Raw genomic sequence first — 20,669 nt, forward strand, 5'->3', positions numbered from 1 at the left:
TTACCTAAAAGGAAAACCCCGGCGCTGGCGTCGGGGTTTTTTGTTTTGAAAATGTCGAATGCGTGCCTCTAGCTGGCGCTTTCTAAACTGCTGTCGGCGAACATCCAGACCAAGCCAGGGTTCAAAAAGTTCAAACCAGCAAATGGCCATGAGGAAGGGCAAAGCAATGGAGAACCACTCCCAATTGCTTACGGGATGAACACCGCCTAGTTTCATTGTGAGCAAAAGGATGCCCAGAAGGATAAAAATCATGCTGTTTCACATGACAAACAACTGCGTTGTCTGCCAAAATGACGCCCGAGACGTTATTAATGTGATAACTGTAACAAAGTGAGGAGTTCAGTATGATCAAGCAAATGGGTGTCTTGGCGATTGCAGCCACCATGGTTGCTCTACCGTTGTCAGCCAGCGCCGACGAAGCATTGGCCAAGAGCAAAGCCTGCTTGGCCTGCCATCAGGTTCAGAAAAAAGTAGTTGGTCCGGCTTTTAAAGACGTTGCCGCCAAGTACAAAGGTCAAGCAGGTGCAGAAGCAATGCTGGCCGGCAAAATCAAGAACGGTACCAAAGGCGTTTGGGGTCCTGTTCCCATGCCTGCTCAAAACGTGACCGAAGACGAAGCCAAGAAATTGGCCGCCTGGGTACTGGCGCTGTAATTAGTTTGCAAGCAATTCAAAAAGCCAAGGTGTTGCGCCTTGGCTTTTTTTCATTCCAGATTAACCATCAAGACCCGTCAAACTGAATGTTCTGCTTTTTCACCAAAGCGTGCATTCGTTCCATTTCCTGCCTGATTTCAGCAGCATGTTGAGCAGGTGTGTTTCCCACAGGCTCTGCACCGCTGGCCCGCAGGCGTTCCTGAACTTCAGGTAGCTTGAGAACTTTCACTGTGGCGGCGTTCAACTTTTGAACAATGAAATCGGGAGTGGCAGCAGGTGCAACCAACCCATACCAAACTGGTTCATTCACTGCCGTTAATCCCAACTCTTTAAAGGTGGGTACATTCGGAAGTGATTCAAGCCGGTTAGGCCAGGCCACAGCCAAGGCGCGCAAGCGATCTGCCTTGATGTGCGACATGGATGAAGGCAGATTGTCGAACATCATGTCCACAGACCCGCCCAGCAGGTCATTCAGTGCAGGGCCGGCACCGCGATACGGCACATGCAAAATATCAGTGCCTGTTTCAACCTTGAACTGCTCACCCACCATTTGCTGAATACTGCACTGCCCTGATGTTGCAAAACTCAACTTGCCCGGGTTCTTTTTCACATGCGTCAAAAACTGTTTGAAGTCTTGCGCGGGAAACTTTGGATTCACAGTCAAAACATTCGGAGAACCCGCCATATTGGTAATAGCCTTGAAATCTTTGACCGGGTTGTAGGGCACTTTCGGGTTGCAGGCCGAGATTACCGCATGTGTTGACAGTGTAGACACACCCAAGGTGTACCCATCGGGTGCTGCCTTGGCCACCAGGCCAGCACCAATGCTGCCACCGCCGCCACCGCGGTTGTCGACGATCACAGATTGTCCCAGTTCTTTACCCAACTTGTCCGCCACAATTCTGGCAACAATGTCAGTAGTTCCTCCCGCCGCAAACGGCACTACCAGTGTGATAGTTTTGCTGGGGTAATTGTCAGCGATGGCTGAGCCTGTTGCACAGGTCAGCAGCATTGCAGTGAATAGTGTTTTTTTGATACCGCAGAAAATCATTCATCATCTCCACTTGTTATTGGCCACAACCTGAGGCGGTTGTGGCTCAACACTTAAGTGGTGGATGATCAACAGAAGTTCGTGACTGTTAAAAATTAATACTGATTAAATTTACAAAGTAAAAATGTACCCCCCATCGGTCCAACACTGCTGGATCAATTCACTACCTTGACCGGAAACTTTCCTTGAGGGCCATAAGAATTCAATGTCACCGCAGCATTCAGCACATCACCGACTTCATCAAATGCAATAGTCCCGATCACTCCCTCGTGCCGAATCTCTTTCAACTTCGGGAGATACTTTTTTGGGTCTGCTGACTTTGCATTTTTCATGGCCATGCCCATGGTCATGACTGCATCGTATACAAAAGGCGCATAAACCTGAATGTCCGCCTTGAACTGGGCTTTGAATCGTTTCTCGAATGCGGGTCCGCCCGGCATTTTGCTCAAGGCCATACCGCCCTCGGCGCAAAGCACATTCGAGCCCACATTGTCTCCGCCCAAACGCATCAATTCCGTTGTACAAATACCGTCACCGCCAATCAGCTTTGCCTTGATACCCAATTGCTTCATCTGGCGCAGCATTGGGCCTGCCTGTGCGTCCATACCCCCGTAAAACACCAGGTCAGGATTCACACGCTTGACCGAGGTCAAGATGGCCGCAAAGTCAGTGGCCTTGTCATTGGTGTAGTGGCGCTCCAGCACCTTCACGCCTTTGGCTTCAAGCTGCTTCGTAAAAATATCAGCCAATGGCTGTCCATAACCGGTGCGGTCATCAATGACCACCACCCGCTTCACTTTCATTTCATCGACGGCATACTTGGCCAAGGCAACGCCCAACACGCCATCGTGCGCAATCACTCTGAACACCGACTCAAACCCTTGCTTTGTTACTTTGGGTGTGGTGGCTGAAGGTGTAATTTGGGGAATTCCGCAGTCATAATAAATACGGGATGCGGGAATGGTGGTGCCGCTGTTCAAGTGCCCTACAATGCCGTTTACTTTCATGTCACACAATTTTTGCGCCACGATCGCACCAGTTTTTGGGTCAGCGGCATCGTCTTCTGCAACCAGCTGAAACTTGGCGGTGCCACCATCCACCTGAATTTTCATTTTATTCAAATCGTCGATCGCCAACCTGGCGCCAGATTCATTGTCTTTGCCGTAGTGGGCCTGTGGTCCCGAGAGCGGGGCAATGTGCCCTATCTTGACCAACACGTCCTTGGCGTGGACAGCACCGCCTGCCAAAGTCATCAACACCGGTACGCACAACAATGAATGTTTTAAATACCGGAAACGGGAAAGGTTCATGGCCACCTCCAACTTGTTTTTATGATTAATTCCATCAATGTAGCATCTAAACCGGGAATGGGTTCAGCTGTCAATTAACTGACTTCTTTCTGAAGAAATACGCGAAACCCAAACCCAATTTGCTCTATTCTTTTTCCGACAACCCTTATCTCAATCGCATTGGCGTACATGGATATATTTGCTCAACAACTGATCAACGGCTTGGTACTTGGCAGTATTTATGCCTTGGTGGCACTCGGGTACACGATGGTGTATGGCGTGTTGGGTTTGATCAATTTCGCCCATGGCGAAGTGGTTATGATCGGTGCCATGGTGGCCTTTAGCGCCATCACTTTGTTTATGGGTGTTTTCCCGGAAACTCCGGGCTGGATTCTTTTCCTGGTGGGTGTGCTGTGCGCTGTGCCTGTGTGCATGCTGGTCAGTTTCTCAATTGAACGCTTGGCCTATCGCCCCTTGCGAAATGCACCCCGGCTTGCACCCTTGATTTCGGCTATCGGCGTTTCAATCATTTTGCAAACCTTGGCCATGATCATTTGGGGGCGCAATTACCTCATCTTTCCGGCCACCTTGCCCACAGACCCGATTGTGTTGTACACCTTTGCCCCAGTCCTCGATAACGACTACGAAAGAATTGTATCCATCACACCGGTACAACTTCTAATTGTGGTGGTATCGGCTGCACTCATGTTTGGCCTTACTTACACAGTGAACAAAACCCGCTTGGGAAAAGCCATGCGCGCCACCTCTGAAAATCCCCAATTGGCAGGTCTCATGGGTATCAATGCCAATTCAGTGATCGCCGCTACATTTGTGATCGGAGCGGCTTTGGCCGGAGTGGCCGGGGTCATGGTGGCCGCCAACTATTCAGTGGCCCATTTTTACATGGGCTTTTTACCCGGTTTGAAAGCCTTTACTGCCGCCGTACTTGGCGGTATCGGCAACATTTACGGTGCCATGTTGGGCGGCCTGCTTTTAGGCATTGTCGAAAGCCTGGGGGCTGGTTATCTGGGCCAATTGACCGGTGGTTTTTTGGGCTCGCACTATCAGGATATTTTTGCCTTCGCCGTATTGATTTTGGTGCTTACTCTTCGGCCATCTGGTCTGTTGGGTGAAAGGGTGTCGGACCGCGCATGAACAAACTTGCCAACCGCCATCAACAAATTATCGGCTTCCTGCTCGTTGCCATCGCATTGGCTGCCCTTCCCTGGGTTGCAGGCTTGATTGGCAACAGCTGGGTTCGAATTTTGAACATCGCCTTGCTGTACGTCATGCTTGCGCTGGGGCTCAATATTGTCGTGGGTTTCGCCGGTTTACTCGATCTGGGTTACATCGCCTTTTACGCGGTGGGCGCTTATGTTTACGGTTTGTTGGCATCTCCACACTTAACGGACAATTTTGAAACCATCGCAGCCCTGTTCCCCGATGGCCTGCATCTTTCAATTTGGTTAATGATTCCACTGGGAGCACTAACCGCTGCGCTATTCGGCGTGTTGCTGGGTGCACCCACCCTTCGGCTACGGGGCGACTATCTCGCCATTGTTACCCTGGGTTTCGGTGAAATCATTCGCCTGTTTTTAAACAATCTGAATGCACCAGTCAATATCACCAACGGCCCCCAAGGCATCAACATGATTGAGCCCGTTCAAATTGCGGGGGTTCGTTTTTCACGCACTGTCGATTTGTTCGGCATCGAGGTGCCTGCGCTCCACCTTTACTACTATTTGTTTCTGGCGCTTACCCTGCTTATCATCTTGGTGTGTATGCGCCTGCAAAACAGCCGAATCGGCCGCGCATGGACCGCAATACGTGACGACGAAATTGCGGCAAAATCCATGGGAATCAACACCCGCAACATGAAACTGCTGGCCTTTGCCCTGGGTGCCTCTTTTGGCGGCGTAGCAGGTGCCATGTTCTCTGCATTTCAGGGCTTTGTCAGCCCAGAGTCCTTCGGCCTGATGGAATCAATCATCGTACTTTGCATGGTGGTACTAGGGGGCATGGGTCACGTTCCCGGCGTCATTTTGGGCGCACTTTTACTGGCAGGTTTTCCGGAAATGCTGCGGCAAGTGGTTACACCCGTTCAAGAGTTTTTATTTGGTACTGTGCTGGTGGATGCAGAAATACTTCGCTCCCTCATCTACGGACTCACCATGGTGCTGGTGATGCTGTATCGCCCCAATGGGCTTTGGCCACAACGCAAATGAACGCTCCCTTGTTTAGCGCCTCCAACCTGAGAAAAAGCTTCGGCGGTATTGCTGCCGTGGATGATGTCAGCCTGTGTATTCAGGCTGGGCAAGTGATCGGGCTGATTGGCCCGAATGGCGCAGGCAAAACCACCTGTTTTAATTTGATCACCGGTTTGTACACACCCGATGCCGGGCAACTCGCATTCAAGGGCAAGCCCTACAAACCTGCTTCGCCCCACCATGTTGCGCAAATGGGTTTGGCCCGCACCTTTCAAAATATTCGTTTGTTCAAAAGTATGACAGCGCTTGAAAATGTGGCAGTGGGCATGCACGGCAAAACCAGTCAGGGTGTATTGGGCGCCATACTTCGTACCCCAGCACAACGCCGCGAGGAAATAAAGGTTCAGCAGCAAGCCATGCATTGGTTACATTACGTGGGCATTGGCGCCCACAGCAATCACCTGGCCGGGCAGCTTTCCTATGGCGATCAGCGACGCCTTGAAATAGCACGCGCACTGGCCAGCGAACCCGCCCTGCTTGCCCTGGACGAACCCGCTGCCGGCATGAATGCCACCGAAAAATTAAAGCTGCGCGAGTTGCTGCTTCAAATTCGACATGATGGCAAATCAATACTGCTGATTGAACACGATGTCAAACTGGTGATGGGTATTTGTGACGAGGTTACCGTGCTGGACTATGGCAAAGTAATCGCCCAAGGCACCCCCACACAAGTTCAGCAATCCCCCGCCGTCATTGAAGCTTATCTCGGGGGGCTGCACCATGCTGAATCCCGTGAGTAACAACATGCTGAACATTCAAGGGCTGACTGTCGCCTACGGCGGAATTCAGGCTGTGAAGGGTTTGAGTTTTCAGGTGCATGCGGGTGAACTGGTGTGCTTGATTGGCTGCAATGGTGCGGGTAAAACTTCAACCATGAAAGCCATTGCAGGCTTGTTGCCTTTTGAAGCGCATGCAGCAACCTTCAAAGATGCAATCGACCTGACTGCCCTGCCTGCGCATGAAAGGCTACCAAACGGCCTGGCTTTGGTACCCGAGGGGCGCGGAATTTTCAGCCGCATGACCGTGCTTGAAAATCTTGAATTGGGTGCAAATGCTCGCTTGCAAGCTGGTTGCCCACAATCCGAGATTCACGCTGATCTCGAAAAAATGCTGATGCTGTTTCCGCGCATCAAAGAAAGGCTGAAGCAATCCGCCGGGACATTGAGCGGTGGAGAACAACAGATGTTGGCCATGGCACGCGCCCTGATGGGCAAACCCGATTTGCTGCTGCTGGACGAACCCAGTATGGGATTGGCCCCAATGATGGTCGAAAAAATTTTTGAAGTAATACAACAGGTGCACCGAGATGGCATGACTATCTTGCTGGTGGAGCAAAATGCGCACATTGCCCTGCAACTGGCCAACCGTGCCTATGTAATGGACTCTGGTTTGATTGATTACGAAGGCAAGGCCTGTGAACTGATCAACGACCCGAGAATTCGCGAAACTTATTTGGGGCAGGTGTCGCCATAAAGCGTACTTCGCCTATCAGGCATCTGCCATTGAGGTGAAAGAGTCTGCAAAAAACTCGTCCTCGGGCAAGCCACACTGAGCGGTGAAATCACGCTGCGCTGACTCAATCACAATGGGCGCACCACAGGCGTACACCTGATGTGTGCTCAAATCCGGGAAGTCCTGCATGACCGCCTGGTGCACAAAACCTGTTCGCCCCGTCCAGTTACACTCGGCTGTGGCATCAGAAAGCACCGGCACAAACTTGAAATTTGAATGCTCCCCAGCCCATTGCATGGGCAAATTCAGCATGTACAAATCGGCCTTGGTTCGTGCACCCCAGTACAACACAAACTCGCGGCTGTTGTTTTTGAAAAAGGCCTGTTCCAATAAGGATTTAATTGGGGCGAAACCTGTGCCACTGGCCAGCAACACCACGGGTTTCGTAGAGTCGTCGCGCAAGAAAAACGTACCGAAGGGTCCTTCAAAACGCAAAATTTCCCGTTCTTTCATGGTGCTGAATACATGGTCAGTGAACAAGCCACCCGGCATGTGCCGAATGTGCAGTTCGATCCCGCCTTCCTGATAAGGCGCATTGGCCAGCGAGTAACTGCGCCGCGAACCATCGCGAAGCATGAATTCTATGTACTGCCCCGCATTGAATTGCAACACCTCATTGGCCGGCAACTGCAACTTGAGAACAGCCACATCAGTCGCAGGTTTCTCGATGCTTTGCAAACGGCAAGGCATTTTCTTGATGGGAATGTCACCCAAACCGGACAGTTCCCTCACCTTCAATTTCACTGGGCTCAATGGCTTCGCGCAACAAGTAAGCACCTTCCCGCGCACGCGTTCCTCTTCACTCAGGGCGCGCGACTGATAGGTGCCATAATCCACCCGACCCTCGATCAAATCGGCCTTGCACGATCCACATGCGCCGTCTTTGCAGCCATATGGCAAAATGACGTTTGCGCGCAGTGCCGCTGACAACAAAGTATCGTCGGCCTCGCATTCAAACTGTTTTTGACTGGGAAGAATTTCTACGTTGTGAATCATCAAACTACTTTCCGTGACATCGACAAACCCGGCGGGCTATTTTTCAAACGCAGTTTGCCCCGGCGCTTTCGGCAAAGCAATATAAGCGTTGCGGGCTGCGGGCAAGTGGGTTTGGTCTTGTTACAAACCTTTCCAGATCAACATTTTACAGCGACTTATCGCCCTGGGGCGGACACAGCAGCAAAGCGCGCTGCCATCTTGGCGCACAACGCTCGGCCACTGGCCATTGATTTGAATTTGAAGAGCGACCTGTTGCGCCTAATTTCAATGGGTCACCGAATCATCTGGATGGCGCCGCCCGACTCATCCGTGCACACTGACACCACACTGAAAAAACTGGTGCTGTGGGCAGCCACAAGGGCCAAGGCTCACGGTAAACCCGCACCGCGAATCAGCTATGTGTCTACCACTGGTGTTTACGGCAATGCGCAAGGGCAATGGATTAATGAATACACGCCATTGAATGCTCAATCGGACAGAGCGAAGCGGCGGGTTCACGCCGAGACGCAACTTCGACTGGGACTAAAACATGGTGTGCATGTACACCTGCTACGTGCGCCAGGCATATACGGCGACAACAGATTACCAATTGACCGCATCAAAAACCGCACACCTGCCTTGCTGCCTGATGAAGATGCGTGGTCAAACCACATTCACGAACTTGATTTGGGCCGTTTAAGCCGATGGGTCAATTACAAAGGCGGTGCCTTTGAGGTGCTGAACGCCTGCGATGCAAAACCCAGCAAAATGGGAGACTACTTTGATCTGGTGGCCGATGCTTATCAGCTTCCACGCCCACCCCGCTTTTCACGGGAGGAGGTGAAACAAATGGTCAGTCCGATGATGTGGAGTTTTATGTCCGAATCACGACGTATTGAGTCGCTGAATCAAAAAAAACTCGGGTTTCGTCTTCGCTATCCCAGCGTTGCTGATTTTTTAGTCGATAAAGATTGATCCAATACGGACCGCTCGTTCAGGCGAACATTTTGTCGATATTTTTGTCGATTTCCGCCTGAATTTTTCCCCTGAATGCTTTCAGCATGAAGCCCAAGGAAATGTCGACAGTGACGTCTTTGTCAGTCACATCCAGCTTACCCTTCACACCTGAACGCGTGAAATTTAGCGTGTTGCCTTGCCACTGGCTATCCAGCTGGAATTCTTTTTGAAGTTGATCTGCCAGTTTTTGCGCAGTTTGCTTGGCTTCTTCCAGGGTCAAATTGTGTGCTTTGCGGGCGTGAATATCAGACATGTTGGCTCACTCTTGAAGGTGTTATGCCTGCATATTAACCCAGCCTGGGTTTACACGGTAGAGAACCAAAAATCGAAGGCCATTTTAGAAGAAGGTGTCAGGTCATTCTCAAAACCAACTACACGTTTGGCAAAACGCATTTGGGAATCAATGATGCGCTTGAAAATCCGGCTGTTGGCCGATTCGCGCGCAATGATTTTGCGCCACGCAGTCAGCTGTGCCTTCAAAATATCGTCCGGGGTGACGTAATAACGAACACCCTGCTTGCGGCGCATTTCCTCATAATCGGTTGAAAACCGGTCAGAGGCCTTCCAGCTTAAATCTGCAGAAGAGGCCTGCAAGGCATATCGAATAATTGAGCGCAGGGCAAAAGGCAAGCTGTCAAAACGCTGCTTGTTGAAAATAACTTCAAATACTTCGCTGCTTTGGTGAAAGCTGCGAATCATGCACACCGACGACACACTGGGAAAACCCAAGGCACGATCGGAACTGGGGTTGTTAAACTCCGCTGCATCAATCAGGCCTTTGTCCAGCCAAGGCACAATATCGGCGGGCTGCAAGGCGGTGGTGGTTAAGCCAAGTTCCTTAAACACTTCAGCGGCCAAACCCACGGCGCGAAAACGCATCTTGTCGAGGTCTTTGATGCTCTCGATCCGATTCTTGAACCAGCCCAAAGGCTGAGGTGTCAATGGCCCGTACATGAAGCCTTGAATATTCAGGTTCATTTCTTTTTGAACCAGTTCGTCATAGAGCTGTTGACCACCGCCGTACTGAAACCACGCCAGAATCTGGTTCGAGCTCATGCCAAAACTGGGGCCGCTGCCGAACAGGGAAAAGGCAGCGTGGCGATCGTGCCAATAAGTTGGAACTCCATGACCACCGTCAAGCTGCCCTTTGTGCACAGCATTCTGAATACCGAAAGCTTTCACAATGCTGTTGGTGGGGTACACATCAATGCGCAACTCGCCGCCCGACATGTCATTGACCTTCTTTGCAAAATCCTGGGCAAACTCATTGAAAATGTCTTTGGTGGGCCAAGTACTTTGAAACTTGAACACGACAGGTTTTGCGGTTTTAACGAGCGATGCAGACTGGGAAACCGCAGGAGTGGCTATCGCACCAGCCGCTCCTGCAGCCAAAGCTTTTTGTACAAAGCGTCGCCGGGAATCGTCGCGCATGCTTATTTGCCGACCAGAATCAAATGCACCCTGTAAGGGCCATGTGCACCCAACACAATGGTTTGTTCGATGTCGGCAGTGCGTGACGGGCCAGATACAAAATTCAGTGCACGCGGCATAATCCGCCCTTCTTTTCGTAGCATTTCAAATGCGTCTTCCATGGTGTGCACCACTTGGTCTTCCCGAACAATTGCAATATGTGTTTCAGGCAGCAAGTGGGTGCTGGCGGGTTCGTCAGCTTTGCTGGCAAACACCAGAGTGCCGGTTTCAGCCACCGCGCAGGCCACAGCACTGATACCAATCAAGTCATCACCCGTGGGGGCACCCAAACGCGCCGCATGCGGCAACACCGACCAGTCCAACTGATTCAACGCTGGCCAAATGGCCACAGTGCCCTTCAATTCATTCTCGGCTAGATAAGCAGCACAAGCTTGGGGCACGTCGGCACTGCTTTTCACCCGTTGCACGGTGCAAAGCATTGCCCGGGATTTCTCCTCAAACAAAGCCACCACGTTTTCTACCGGGCTTGGCGCCGGGCCGCGAGTTTTCCGGGCCAGGTAACCCTTGGCCAAAGTCATCTCATTGTCGCGCATGGTGACAGGCCTGGATTGAAGACTGCGAATCCGATTCAGAATTTCTGACCGGGCCGCGGAAGTATCCAGATCATCATCGTTGAAAGATTGGCTCAAAGTGCATCCTAGGCATATATTTGTAGTACTCATTATAGAAAAACCACGCCACCGCCGCCCCTAGGGTATGCCCCATGCAAGTTGGTGAATTCGAGCGGAGGTTCAGGTGCAATGCAGCCCAATCGATTACAATGTCTCGTTATCTTGCTTAACCAATCATTTTCACCATGACACACGTAGTTACCGAGTCTTGCATCAAGTGCAAATACACCGATTGTGTGGATGTATGTCCAGTCGACTGTTTTCGCGAAGGCCCCAATTTCCTGGTGATCGATCCAGACGAGTGCATCGACTGCGCTGTTTGCATTCCTGAATGCCCTGTCAACGCGATTTACGCTGAGGAAGATGTACCCGCCGACCAGGTGAGGTTCATCGACATGAACGTAGAACTAGCCAAAGATTGGCCTAGCATTACGCGCATGAAGGCACACCTGCCCGATGCCGATGACTGGAAAGACGTGAAAGACAAGCTGCAATACCTTGAAAAGTAATCCACTTCAAGGCAGTTCCAATCGAGTAGTTGCATGAGTGAAGTTGAAGACAAATACACCCGGGAAACAATCACCAGCATGCGTGTTTGGGTGCCAGGCAAATTGTTTTCCTTCACCTGCACACGCCCAACAGGCTTTCGCTTCACGGCAGGCCAATTTGCCCGGCTGGGTGTTGATAACACTCTGCAATTACCGGGCGAACCGGAAATCATCTGGCGAGCCTACTCCATGGTCTCGGGCCCATTTGACGAGCATCTTGAGTTTTTCTCAATTGTGGTACCCGAAGGAGCTTTTACCAGTCACCTAAGCCAGCTTCAGGTGGGTTCTCCTGTTTACATCGACAAAACCAATTTCGGCTTTCTCACCACGGCCCGCTTTGAAACCGGCAACGATCTTTGGCTGTTGGGCTCAGGAACCGGTCTGGCGCCATTTCTATCGATTCTTCACGACCCGCACACTTGGGAACAGTTCGAAAACATCGTGTTGGTGCACAGTGCCCGTACCGCTGAGGAACTGGTGTATCAAGACATGATCAAGGGATTTGTGGAACACCCCGTGCTTAGCGAACTGATCGAGAACGTCAAAAAACGATTTGTCTACGTGCCCGTGGTTACCCGCGAGAAAGTACCCAATTGCTTGGGCGAACGGATTACCACACTGCTGGAACAGGGTAGCCTGGCTGAACACACAGGCTTGCCCATGAATGTTGAACGCAGTCGATTCATGATTTGCGGCAACCCGGATATGGTTACAGATATTCGCAAAGTACTGAAACTAAAAGGTTACTCGCCAGCCCGACGAAACACCCCCGGTGAAATTGCTGTAGAAAACTATTGGTGATCGAAGAATCATTCAAACATGTTGCGTTGCAGCAATGTTTGCAAGATAATCGTCAGGAACCTGACACATAATTGTCAAATCAAGACAATCGCCTAAAAAAGCCGGAGGCACTTCCATGCTGTACCAAATGCACGAATTTCAGCGAGCGCTGCTCAACCCCATGACCATTTGGGCTGAAGCAGGCTCCAAGCTATACAGCAACCCATTCAGCCCCTTGGCGCACCTGCCCATGGCACGCCGTATTTCAGCGGGTTTCGAATTGATGTACCGCTTGGGCAAAGAATATGAGAAACCCGAATTCGGCATTACCACAGTGAAGTGCGGCGACCGCGAAGTGTCGATTGCCCAGGAAATTGTTGAAACCAAGCCATTTTGCAAACTGATTCACTTTCGCAAAATGATTCCGGCTGAATCCAAACCCTTAAAGTCACAACCCAAGGTATTGGTGTTTGCCCCCCTATCGGGCCACCATGCCACCCTGCTGCGCGACACTGTCAAAACCCTGCTTCAAGACCACGATGTCTACATCACCGATTGGGTAGACGCCCGTATGGTGCCCTTGTCAGAAGGCGAGTTCCACCTGGACGACTACGTGCATTACTGCATTGAGTTCATACAGCTGCTGGGGCCCAATGTCCACCTGATCTCGGTTTGCCAGCCCACCGTGCCGGTAATGGCGGCAGTATCGCTGATGGCATCCAACAACGACCCCAAGCAAGCCAAAAGCATGACCATGATGGGCGGCCCCATCGACACCCGCGAAAGCCCCACCGAGGTGAACAATCTGGCCACCAAAAAGCCCTACTCCTGGTTTGAAAACAATGTGATTTACAGTGTGCCCCACACTTACCCCGGCTACCTGCGCCGCGTGTACCCCGGCTTCTTGCAACATTTGGGTTTTGTCAGCATGAACCCGGACAAGCACGCACAAAGCCACTACGACTTTTACATGCACCTGGTAGAGGGTGACGGCGAAAGCGCTGAAAGCCACCGTCAGTTTTACGATGAATACAATGCGGTGCTGGACATGCCTGCTGAGTATTACCTGGACACAATCAAAACTGTGTTTCAAGATCACGCCCTGCCAACAGGTACCTGGGAAGTTCGCGGCCAGCGCGTAAAGCCGGAAGACGTGAAAACAGTGGCACTGTTAACCATTGAAGGCGAGCTGGATGACATTTCCGGTCCTGGCCAAACCAAAGCTGCACTCAAGCTGTGCAAAAGCCTGCCTGCGGACAAGAAAGAACATTACGAAGCCATGGAATGCGGACACTATGGTATCTTCAGCGGTCGCCGTTGGCGCGAGAAGGTTTACCCGAAAATCCGCGAATTCATAGCCAAGAATGCATGAGCAACTTGTACAACAAATAGACGATCTACTTCCTCAAACCCAATGCACACAGTGCGGGTTTGAGGGCTGTTTGCCTTACGCCAAAGCCTTGGCGAGCCGGGAAGCTGATTTAAACCGTTGCCCCCCGGGCGGCGAGAGCACAATCGCGGCCTTGTCTGCCCTGTTGAGTCTCCCAGAAAAACCAGTTGACCCCAGCTGCGGCACCTCCATTGAACGGCACATCGCCAGCATCCACCCCCAGCATTGTATTGGCTGCACCTTGTGTATCAAAGCATGCCCGGTTGATGCAATTGTGGGCAGCAGCAAACGCAGGCACGCCGTACTGGCTGAGTTGTGTACAGGCTGCGAATTGTGCATTCCCCCCTGTCCCGTCGACTGCATCGACATGGTGTTCATGCCTGAATTCAGCGCGTGGGACCAAGCCCAGGCGCATGCTGCCCGCGCGCGCATGCACACTCGGGAAAACCGTTTGAAGCGGCAAAAGGAAGAGCAGGCTGAAAGACTCGAAGCCAAGGCAATTCACAAACTGGACGAGTTAGACGACACACCCAGCCCCGATGCAGCTGCCAAAAAGGCCGTGGTGCAAGCTGCACTGGCCAGGGCACGGGCACGGCGACAGGCACAAACACCATGAACAAAGAAAAGCGTACCGAGATTTTCAAACGGTTTCAGCAGGCCAACCCGGAACCAAAAACCGAGCTGGAGTATTCAACTCCGTTTGAACTTCTGGCTGCTGTTTTGCTGAGTGCACAGGCCACCGACAAAGGCGTGAACATTGCCACACGAAAACTGTTTGCCGTGGCAAATACGCCAGCAGCAATCGCAGCGCTTGGTGTTGCCGGTGTTGAGGAATACATCAAAACAATTGGTCTGTTTCGGTCGAAGGCAAAACACCTTGTGCAAACCGCGGAAATTCTGCGAGATCAACACAACGGTGAAGTACCAGCAGACCGGGAAGCACTTGAAAGCCTCCCGGGCGTTGGCCGCAAAACCGCCAACGTGGTGCTGAACACCGCATTCGGGCAACCCACTATGGCTGTCGACACGCATATTTTCCGCATCAGCAACCGCACCGGCATTGCCCCAGGGAAAGATGTACTTGAAGTTGAAAAAAGGCTGTTGAAGCTGGTGCCCCAAGAGTTTATGTTAAACGCTCACCATTGGCTGATTTTGCATGGGCGCTATGTGTGCAAGGCACGCAAACCGGAATGTACTCGTTGTAGTATCGTGGACTTGTGCGAATTCAAAAAGAAAACAACATGAGTCACGCAATTTGCGTTCAAGTGTTCAGTGATGCCCGGCTTGAAGACGCCGCTGCACTGGTTGAAAGTGCGGTTGAAAAGGCCGGGCTTCGCCGCCACTCCGACTACATCAGCCGGGTTATTTTGTTATGCACACCGCATTTCGCTTCGCTTTTGCAAGACCTTGCACAGTTGTGCGTCAGCAAAACCAACTGCATGAATGTGTGGGGTGGCTGTGCCTCAGGCCTGTTGGGACAGGGCGAGGTGTTCAGCAACGAACCCACCGTGTTGATCGCCGTGTTTGGCAAAGAATTTGAAACCCCGCAAGACAATATTCCTGCACGGCACACTGCCTTGAACCTGTGCATGGTTGAGCACGAGCAGGTACTGACCGACCACTGGACATTGGCCGACTGCGAGCCTGATTCTAGCGTCGTGCAGGCAGACACCTTGGGCTTGTTGTCGTACGGTGCCAATTACGCAAAAATGCCGCGCGTTGAGCACGGTCGCATTTGCGGCGAAGCCATTTGCGCAACCCAACTGCTGGTGCAAACCCCCTTGGTTCTCAACTCGGAAGGACTCACATTTCTGGGACCGTATCAAACGGTGAGCGAAAGCAATGGCCTGTTTCTGATTCGTGTAGGTGATGAAAAAGCGGCCTCGGCGCTTCGATGCCCAAGCGAACAACCCCGCCCGGTGGGCATGCGTTTGCAAGTGGTGCACGACAAAGGCGAAAGCTGGATACCCGTGATGGAAATTCATGCCGATGGCACTTTGGGACTGGCGGCGCCGGTACTCAAAGGGCAAAAAGTGCGACTGGCCCACCGAACCCCCAAGGCCATCGATCAAGAAATCCATGAGTGGATGCCCGCCGTGCGTACTCATTTCAATGCCAAAGCGCCCGACATAGGCATTCTTTTCGCCGGTTTCGAGCGAAGCCAAATGTGCCACGCCGATGACAACGACATCGCCACTGTGTTGGCCAGTTTTCCCGATACAGAATGGATAGGCGTATTTGGTCAAGCTGCTTGGTTAAACCAGGGTGACACCGTGGTAACACCACCCAGAAACAATCGACTCAGTCTGTGCCTGTTCAATAGCCCACAGATGTAATACACGAGGTAACCTTTTCATGTTCAACCCAACGCGAGACCAGGCAAGGCTGTTTTTTTTGAACAGCTGGAAGAAATACCACAAAGAAGAGCCACTGAGCGAAGCAGAAAGCCTTGCCCTGCAATGGATGACCAAGCATCCCGAGTATTTTGAAGTGTTTGACGCTGAACCAGAATCGATTCTTGCCGCTGACTTCTCGGTGGAGGCGGGCCAAAGCAATCCCTTTCTGCACTTGTCCATGCACCTGGCTGTGGCTGAACAGGTCAGCATCGACCAGCCACCCGGTATTCGGGCAGCTTTCGCCAAACTGTGCGAGAAAATGGGCGATGACCATAAAGCGGCTCACCAGGTGTTTGAATGTTTGGCTGAGCAAATTTACCAGCAACAGAAAAATGGTGTCGCGTTCAGCAGTGAAAATTACATTCAATGCATTCTGGAACACAGCGGGGTTTGATCCACTCCCATTCGTCGTAAAAAAAACCCGCTTCAGCAACAAGGCTTCAAGCGGGTTTTTTTATTAAGCCCAGTCCATTCAGACTGGCAAGCAATTTACTTCTTCAGGTACAAATCGCCTTCAAGCGAGGCAAAGAATGCTGATAAATCCTTGATGTCTTGCTGGCTAAGGCCGGCGGCCATACCCGCCATAATCGCGTTGTTGCGGCCACCCTTCTGGTACTGCTTCAAGGTGTTGGCAATGTAGTCCCCATGCTGACCAGCCAGCTTCGGGTAGGAAGGATCCATGGTTTTGTTCCAGTTGCCTTCAACAGCATGGCATGCCGCGCACTGGGCTTCGGCCTTGGCTTTGCCTGCTGCAATGTCAGCAGCCTGAACAGAGAATGACGCGGCAAACAAGGCTGCAGCGATAGTGAATTTAGTTTTCATATTGATTAGTCCTTGTTGCAAATCACTTGGCTTGTGCGTAGTACGCAGCCAGGTCAGCGATGTCTTGTTCGGTCAGGGTTTCAGCAATACCGCGCATGGTCGGGTGTTTGCGATCGCCCTTCTTGTAGGCATTCAGCGCTGCCTCAATGTACTTGGCGTTCTGACCCGCGATATAGGGCACGTTATACACCTCGGGGAAGCTGGCCTTGTAACCGGGAATACCATGGCAACCAATGCACATGGACTTCTTCGATGCCGCTGCCTCGGCGTTGCCTTCAACAGCCATTGCGGGGGTGGTAAAAGCCACCGCAGCCAACAGGCCGATAGCGCTCATTGCGCGAACAGTCAAACCGATACGTTTCATCTCGCTCTCTCGTCAACAAATGTAATTGGTGGTCAGCCGCGCCATTTTGTGTAAGGGGTGGCGCTGGGCAAAAACCTTGCTATTTTACGGTTGATCTGCCGCTTAGTCTATGAACTGCTGGTCGAAAGCGCCAAATTGGATGAAAAATTCAGCAAATTCGCCCTGAAAAGCACTTACACTTGCGATATTGAATTACAAGGAATTACAAAAATGCGTTTTGAAGGTAGCAAAACCTACGTCGCCACTGACGATCTTAAACTTGCCGTCAATGCAGCCATTACCCTGCAACGCCCCTTGCTGATCAAAGGCGAACCCGGCACCGGCAAAACACTGCTGGCTGAAGAAGTGGCTGCATCCCTCGGCCTTGAGTTAATGCAGTGGCACATCAAATCGACCACCAAGGCCCAACAAGGCCTTTACGAGTACGACGCGGTGAGCCGCCTGCGCGATTCGCAGTTGGGTGAAGCGCGTGTCAAAGACATCGCAAACTACATTGTGAAAGGCGTGCTGTGGCAAGCGTTCGAGGCCGACAAGCCAGTTGTGCTGCTGATCGATGAAATCGACAAAGCCGACATTGAGTTCCCGAATGACTTGCTGCGTGAAATTGATCGCATGGAGTTTTACTGCTACGAAACCAAGCAGCTGATCAAGGCCAAGCACCGCCCGATCGTCATCATCACCTCCAACAACGAGAAAGAGTTGCCCGATGCCTTCCTGCGTCGCTGCTTTTTTCACTACATTCAGTTTCCTGACAAAGCCACCATGGAAAGCATTGTGGCTGTGCACTTCAAGAACTTGAAAAAAGAATTGCTGGATGCTGCCATGGCCAGTTTTTTTGGCATTCGCGCCCTGCCCGGCTTGAAGAAAAAACCGACCACATCGGAGTTGATCGATTGGCTACGCCTGCTGCTGGCTGAAGACATTCCAGCCAGTGCACTGCAAGCGAAAGACGGAAAAGACGCCATTCCACCCATGCACGGGGCGTTGCTGAAAAACGAGCAAGACATTGAACTGTTCAACCGCTTGGTGTTCATGGCCCGTCAGGGTCGCTGATAAAGGCTTTTGCTGTGCTACTGGATTTTTTCTTTCAACTTCGCGATGCCAAAATTCCCGTCACCGTGCGGGAATACCTCACCCTGCTTGAGGGGATGAAGGCGCAATTCATGACCCCAAGCCTGGACAATTTTTACCATTTTTCCCGCCTTACGCTGGTGAAGGATGAACGGTTCTTTGACCGGTTCGATCAGGTGTTTGGCAACTACTTCAAAGGGCTGGAAAAGAACATGGACCAGTTCGCCCAGCTGCCGAAAGACTGGCTGGAAAAGCGATTCAACCGCGAATTCACGCCTGAAGAAATGGCGGCCATTGAAGCCATGGGCGGGTTGGACAAGCTGATGGAACGCCTGAAAGAACTGCTGAAAGAACAAAAAGAACGCCATGAAGGTGGCAGCAAATGGATTGGCTCGGGCGGTACCTCCCCGTTTGGCAACAACGGATACAACCCGGAAGGCGTGCGTATAGGACAAGATGAAAGCAGAAACCGCCGTGCCGTGAAGGTGTGGGACCAACGCCTTTACCAGGATTACGACGACGAGCTGGAAATTGGCACACGCAATATCAAGATTGCCCTGCGCCGCCTGCGCCGCTTTGCGCGGGAAGGTGCGCAAGAAGAACTGGATTTGGACAACACCATTGAATCGACAGCGCGCAATGCGGGCTGGCTGGATTTGAAAATGCGCCCCGAACGGCACAATTCAGTGAAGGTGTTGATGCTGCTGGATGTGGGTGGTTCCATGGATGATCACATTCGCCGCACGGAAGAATTGTTCAGTGCCGCGAAAAGTGAATTCAAGCATTTGGAGTTTTATTACTTCCACAATTGCGTCTACGATTTCTTGTGGAAAAAAAACCACCGTCGCCACAGCGAGCGGTTTCAGACCACAGACATACTGCGCACCTACAACAGCGACTACCGTTTGATCTTTGTGGGAGACGCCACGATGAGCCCCTACGAAATTCTACAGCCCGGTGGTTCGGTCGAGTACAATAACAAGGAAGCTGGCGCAGTGTGGTTGCGTCGTTTTCTTGATCGTTTTCCGAAAGCCGTCTGGCTGAATCCGGAACCCGAAGGGCTATGGCAATATCGCCAAAGCGTTGAAATCATTCAAAATATCATGGAACACCGCATGCACCCCCTCACGGTCGGTGGGCTTGAAACTGCAATGCGATACCTTAGTAAGTAATCCTTGTATTCCTTTTTCTGACCCTCCCCGTTATTAGCATCACAAACACATTTCGTGTGGAGAAAGAAAATGGAAACCAAACGTACCCATCCCCTGATTATTACTGCCGCTGTTGCCGTTATTTTGGCCAGTGGCATTGCAATTGCATCCATGACTGGCCTGCTGCCAAGCAGCAACGCCAATATGAGCGACCAGGAAATCGCCCAATTGGAAGAAGAAGCACGACTGGAAGAAGAAGCAAAAGCCAAGGAAGAAGCCGCTGCGAAGAAAGCAGCTTCAAAGCCTGTCGCTTCCAAGCCCGCACCAGTGCAAACGGCCGCAACTTGTAACACTTGTGGCCGCGTTGTGGAAATTCGCCAGCGCACCATTCAAGGTGAAGGCTCCGGCATCGGCGCAGTGGCTGGTGGCGTGGTAGGCGGCCTGCTGGGCAACCAGATTGGCGGCGGTAGCGGCAAGAAGGTGGCCACCGCAGCCGGCGTGGTTGGTGGTGCCGTGCTTGGTAATAAAATTGAAAAGGACCGTAACTCCAGCACCCAGTATGATGTGGTGGTTCAATATGACGCTGGCGGTTCCGACGTGTTCAGTTTCAGCAGCCCACCCAGCTGGCAGTCTGGCGACCGCGTGAAAGTTGTGAACGGTCAGATCACCTCTAGCCTGTAAACCCGCTCATCTGTTTACAGGATTTGTTTGGTCACCCAGCAATGGGTGGCCTTTTTCATTTGAATGGCCGGTTGTGGAACCAGTTGAAATTGTGAGGCACTCAATTCAAATTTCCTTTTGAATGGAATCTCCACATGACAGCATTGAATGACCCCGATTTGATCAAGGCATTAGCCGCCTGGGTGGGACAACTGAAAAGCCCCTATCATGAGGACAAACAAGTGAACAAGTACCCTGTAAAGCTGATGTCAAGTTCACCGAATGCCTGGCTTGAAATCAAGCAGATTGACCAAGGCATGATGGAAATAACCTGTATTCATCGGGTGATGGAGCAAGACGAGCACAGCGACCTGGAAGGAATTCGCAAGGAGTGCAGCCAGTTCAATGCACTAATGGAACGAGTGCGCCTTCCTGCATATATGTGGGAAGACAGCCACAAGGCAGAATTTCAGCTGCGGTGGCAAGAAACCCTGGTAACCCAGGCAGACCTGAAGTACGTACAGCGATTTTTTGAGCAATCACTTTACCTGGCCAACGCCTTGCAAAGCAGGCTGGGCTGGGCACTGAATAATCAGGCCCAGCCACTTAGCCATTAATTAC

Annotated in this window: 26 protein-coding genes; 17 read left to right on the top strand and 9 right to left on the bottom strand. The window is 51.7% G+C overall.

What is annotated here, in order from left to right; genetic code table 11:
- A complete protein-coding gene (locus B4C79_RS15855) occupies nt 1-252 on the bottom strand; it encodes a TIGR04438 family Trp-rich protein (RefSeq protein WP_105029392.1) in 252 nt (83 codons plus the stop codon).
- A gap of 92 nt (nt 253-344) precedes the next feature.
- On the opposite strand from B4C79_RS15855, the gene B4C79_RS01370 reads away from it, so the two are divergent.
- A complete protein-coding gene (locus B4C79_RS01370; protein WP_105029393.1) occupies nt 345-653 on the top strand; it encodes a c-type cytochrome in 309 nt (102 codons plus the stop codon).
- Nucleotides 654-720: 67 nt separating this feature from the next.
- On the opposite strand, the gene B4C79_RS01375 is transcribed toward B4C79_RS01370, so the two are convergent.
- Nucleotides 721-1,704, bottom strand: coding sequence for a tripartite tricarboxylate transporter substrate binding protein BugE (locus tag B4C79_RS01375; protein ID WP_291752426.1), 984 nt, complete (start codon nt 1,702-1,704; stop codon nt 721-723).
- Between the two features lie 155 nt (nt 1,705-1,859).
- Nucleotides 1,860-3,014 carry a branched-chain amino acid ABC transporter substrate-binding protein gene (locus B4C79_RS01380; RefSeq protein WP_369907272.1) on the bottom strand — a complete coding sequence of 385 codons (1,155 nt, stop codon included), beginning with the start codon at nt 3,012-3,014 and terminating at the stop codon, nt 1,860-1,862.
- Between the two features lie 246 nt (nt 3,015-3,260).
- Here B4C79_RS01380 and B4C79_RS01385 point away from each other — a divergent pair, with 246 nt between their 5' ends.
- From B4C79_RS01385 to B4C79_RS01400, 4 genes are read left to right on the top strand one after another with little or no spacing between them, the layout of a single operon-like run.
- A complete protein-coding gene (locus B4C79_RS01385; protein WP_371832439.1) occupies nt 3,261-4,148 on the top strand; it encodes a branched-chain amino acid ABC transporter permease in 888 nt (295 codons plus the stop codon).
- Complete coding sequence (locus B4C79_RS01390; protein WP_291739215.1) at nt 4,145-5,218, top strand: ABC transporter permease subunit; 1,074 nt, start codon at nt 4,145-4,147, stop codon at nt 5,216-5,218. Before B4C79_RS01385 ends, B4C79_RS01390 begins: the two co-directional genes overlap by 4 nt.
- Nucleotides 5,215-6,000, top strand: coding sequence for an ABC transporter ATP-binding protein (locus tag B4C79_RS01395; protein ID WP_291739214.1), 786 nt, complete (start codon nt 5,215-5,217; stop codon nt 5,998-6,000). The genes B4C79_RS01390 and B4C79_RS01395 overlap by 4 nt, the downstream gene beginning before the upstream one ends.
- A gap of 4 nt (nt 6,001-6,004) precedes the next feature.
- A complete protein-coding gene (locus B4C79_RS01400) occupies nt 6,005-6,733 on the top strand; it encodes an ABC transporter ATP-binding protein (RefSeq protein ID WP_291739217.1) in 729 nt (242 codons plus the stop codon).
- Between the two features lie 15 nt (nt 6,734-6,748).
- On the opposite strand, the gene B4C79_RS01405 is transcribed toward B4C79_RS01400, so the two are convergent.
- Nucleotides 6,749-7,768, bottom strand: coding sequence for a CDP-6-deoxy-delta-3,4-glucoseen reductase (locus tag B4C79_RS01405; protein ID WP_291739213.1), 1,020 nt, complete (start codon nt 7,766-7,768; stop codon nt 6,749-6,751).
- Between B4C79_RS01405 and B4C79_RS01410 the strand changes: the two genes are divergently transcribed.
- The gene (locus tag B4C79_RS01410; RefSeq protein WP_291752423.1) at nt 7,760-8,722 is read left to right on the top strand and encodes an SDR family NAD(P)-dependent oxidoreductase; all 963 of its coding nucleotides are present in this window, start codon (nt 7,760-7,762) and stop codon (nt 8,720-8,722) included. The genes B4C79_RS01405 and B4C79_RS01410 overlap by 9 nt on opposite strands.
- Nucleotides 8,723-8,741: 19 nt before the next feature.
- On the opposite strand, the gene B4C79_RS01415 is transcribed toward B4C79_RS01410, so the two are convergent.
- The 3 genes from B4C79_RS01415 to B4C79_RS01425 are packed head-to-tail and all read right to left on the bottom strand — an operon-like array spanning nt 8,742 to nt 10,884.
- Nucleotides 8,742-9,017, bottom strand: coding sequence for a polyhydroxyalkanoic acid system family protein (locus B4C79_RS01415; protein WP_291752420.1), 276 nt, complete (start codon nt 9,015-9,017; stop codon nt 8,742-8,744).
- 50 nt (nt 9,018-9,067) lie between these two features.
- The gene (locus tag B4C79_RS01420) at nt 9,068-10,195 is read right to left on the bottom strand and encodes a TRAP transporter substrate-binding protein (RefSeq protein ID WP_291752417.1); all 1,128 of its coding nucleotides are present in this window, start codon (nt 10,193-10,195) and stop codon (nt 9,068-9,070) included.
- Nucleotides 10,196-10,197: 2 nt separating this feature from the next.
- Nucleotides 10,198-10,884 (bottom strand): LutC/YkgG family protein, encoded by a 687-nt coding sequence (locus B4C79_RS01425; RefSeq protein ID WP_291739494.1) that lies wholly within the window; start codon nt 10,882-10,884, stop codon nt 10,198-10,200.
- Nucleotides 10,885-11,051: 167 nt separating this feature from the next.
- Between B4C79_RS01425 and fdxA the strand changes: the two genes are divergently transcribed.
- From fdxA to B4C79_RS01460, 7 genes are all read left to right on the top strand, one after another.
- The gene (gene fdxA / locus B4C79_RS01430) at nt 11,052-11,375 is read left to right on the top strand and encodes a ferredoxin FdxA (protein ID WP_291739493.1); all 324 of its coding nucleotides are present in this window, start codon (nt 11,052-11,054) and stop codon (nt 11,373-11,375) included.
- A gap of 33 nt (nt 11,376-11,408) precedes the next feature.
- Nucleotides 11,409-12,215 carry a ferredoxin--NADP reductase gene (locus B4C79_RS01435; RefSeq protein WP_275271350.1) on the top strand — a complete coding sequence of 269 codons (807 nt, stop codon included), beginning with the start codon at nt 11,409-11,411 and terminating at the stop codon, nt 12,213-12,215.
- Nucleotides 12,216-12,330: 115 nt separating this feature from the next.
- Nucleotides 12,331-13,566 carry a polyhydroxyalkanoate depolymerase gene (locus tag B4C79_RS01440; RefSeq protein ID WP_291739492.1) on the top strand — a complete coding sequence of 412 codons (1,236 nt, stop codon included), beginning with the start codon at nt 12,331-12,333 and terminating at the stop codon, nt 13,564-13,566.
- A complete protein-coding gene (locus B4C79_RS01445) occupies nt 13,559-14,200 on the top strand; it encodes an RnfABCDGE type electron transport complex subunit B (protein ID WP_105029404.1) in 642 nt (213 codons plus the stop codon). The genes B4C79_RS01440 and B4C79_RS01445 overlap by 8 nt, the downstream gene beginning before the upstream one ends.
- The gene (nth, locus tag B4C79_RS01450; protein ID WP_105029405.1) at nt 14,197-14,829 is read left to right on the top strand and encodes an endonuclease III; all 633 of its coding nucleotides are present in this window, start codon (nt 14,197-14,199) and stop codon (nt 14,827-14,829) included. Before B4C79_RS01445 ends, nth begins: the two co-directional genes overlap by 4 nt.
- A complete protein-coding gene (locus B4C79_RS01455) occupies nt 14,826-15,920 on the top strand; it encodes a hypothetical protein (protein ID WP_291739491.1) in 1,095 nt (364 codons plus the stop codon). The genes nth and B4C79_RS01455 overlap by 4 nt, the downstream gene beginning before the upstream one ends.
- 19 nt (nt 15,921-15,939) lie before the next feature.
- Nucleotides 15,940-16,374 (top strand): DUF1841 family protein, encoded by a 435-nt coding sequence (locus B4C79_RS01460; RefSeq protein WP_171099628.1) that lies wholly within the window; start codon nt 15,940-15,942, stop codon nt 16,372-16,374.
- A 95-nt stretch (nt 16,375-16,469) separates the two neighbouring features.
- Here B4C79_RS01460 and B4C79_RS01465 read toward each other — a convergent pair whose 3' ends face one another.
- A complete protein-coding gene (locus B4C79_RS01465) occupies nt 16,470-16,802 on the bottom strand; it encodes a c-type cytochrome (RefSeq protein ID WP_291739490.1) in 333 nt (110 codons plus the stop codon).
- Between the two features lie 22 nt (nt 16,803-16,824).
- Nucleotides 16,825-17,166, bottom strand: a complete 342-nt coding sequence (locus tag B4C79_RS01470) for a c-type cytochrome (RefSeq protein ID WP_105029408.1) — start codon at nt 17,164-17,166, stop codon at nt 16,825-16,827.
- A 210-nt stretch (nt 17,167-17,376) separates the two neighbouring features.
- Between B4C79_RS01470 and B4C79_RS01475 the strand changes: the two genes are divergently transcribed.
- From B4C79_RS01475 to B4C79_RS01490, 4 genes are all read left to right on the top strand, one after another.
- Nucleotides 17,377-18,219: an AAA family ATPase gene (locus B4C79_RS01475; RefSeq protein ID WP_291739489.1), complete on the top strand. Its 843-nt coding sequence runs from the start codon at nt 17,377-17,379 to the stop codon at nt 18,217-18,219.
- Nucleotides 18,220-18,233: 14 nt separating this feature from the next.
- Entirely contained in the window at nt 18,234-19,409 is a 1,176-nt protein-coding gene (locus B4C79_RS01480; RefSeq protein ID WP_291739488.1) for a vWA domain-containing protein, read from the top strand.
- A gap of 69 nt (nt 19,410-19,478) precedes the next feature.
- Nucleotides 19,479-20,069: a glycine zipper 2TM domain-containing protein gene (locus B4C79_RS01485; protein ID WP_105029410.1), complete on the top strand. Its 591-nt coding sequence runs from the start codon at nt 19,479-19,481 to the stop codon at nt 20,067-20,069.
- A gap of 134 nt (nt 20,070-20,203) precedes the next feature.
- Entirely contained in the window at nt 20,204-20,665 is a 462-nt protein-coding gene (locus B4C79_RS01490) for a hypothetical protein (protein ID WP_105029411.1), read from the top strand.
- The last annotated feature ends 4 nt before the right edge of the window (nt 20,666-20,669 follow it).

Source organism: Limnobacter sp. UBA7229 (genome assembly GCF_002473065.1).
Lineage (GTDB): Bacteria > Pseudomonadota > Gammaproteobacteria > Burkholderiales > Burkholderiaceae_B > Limnobacter > Limnobacter profundi.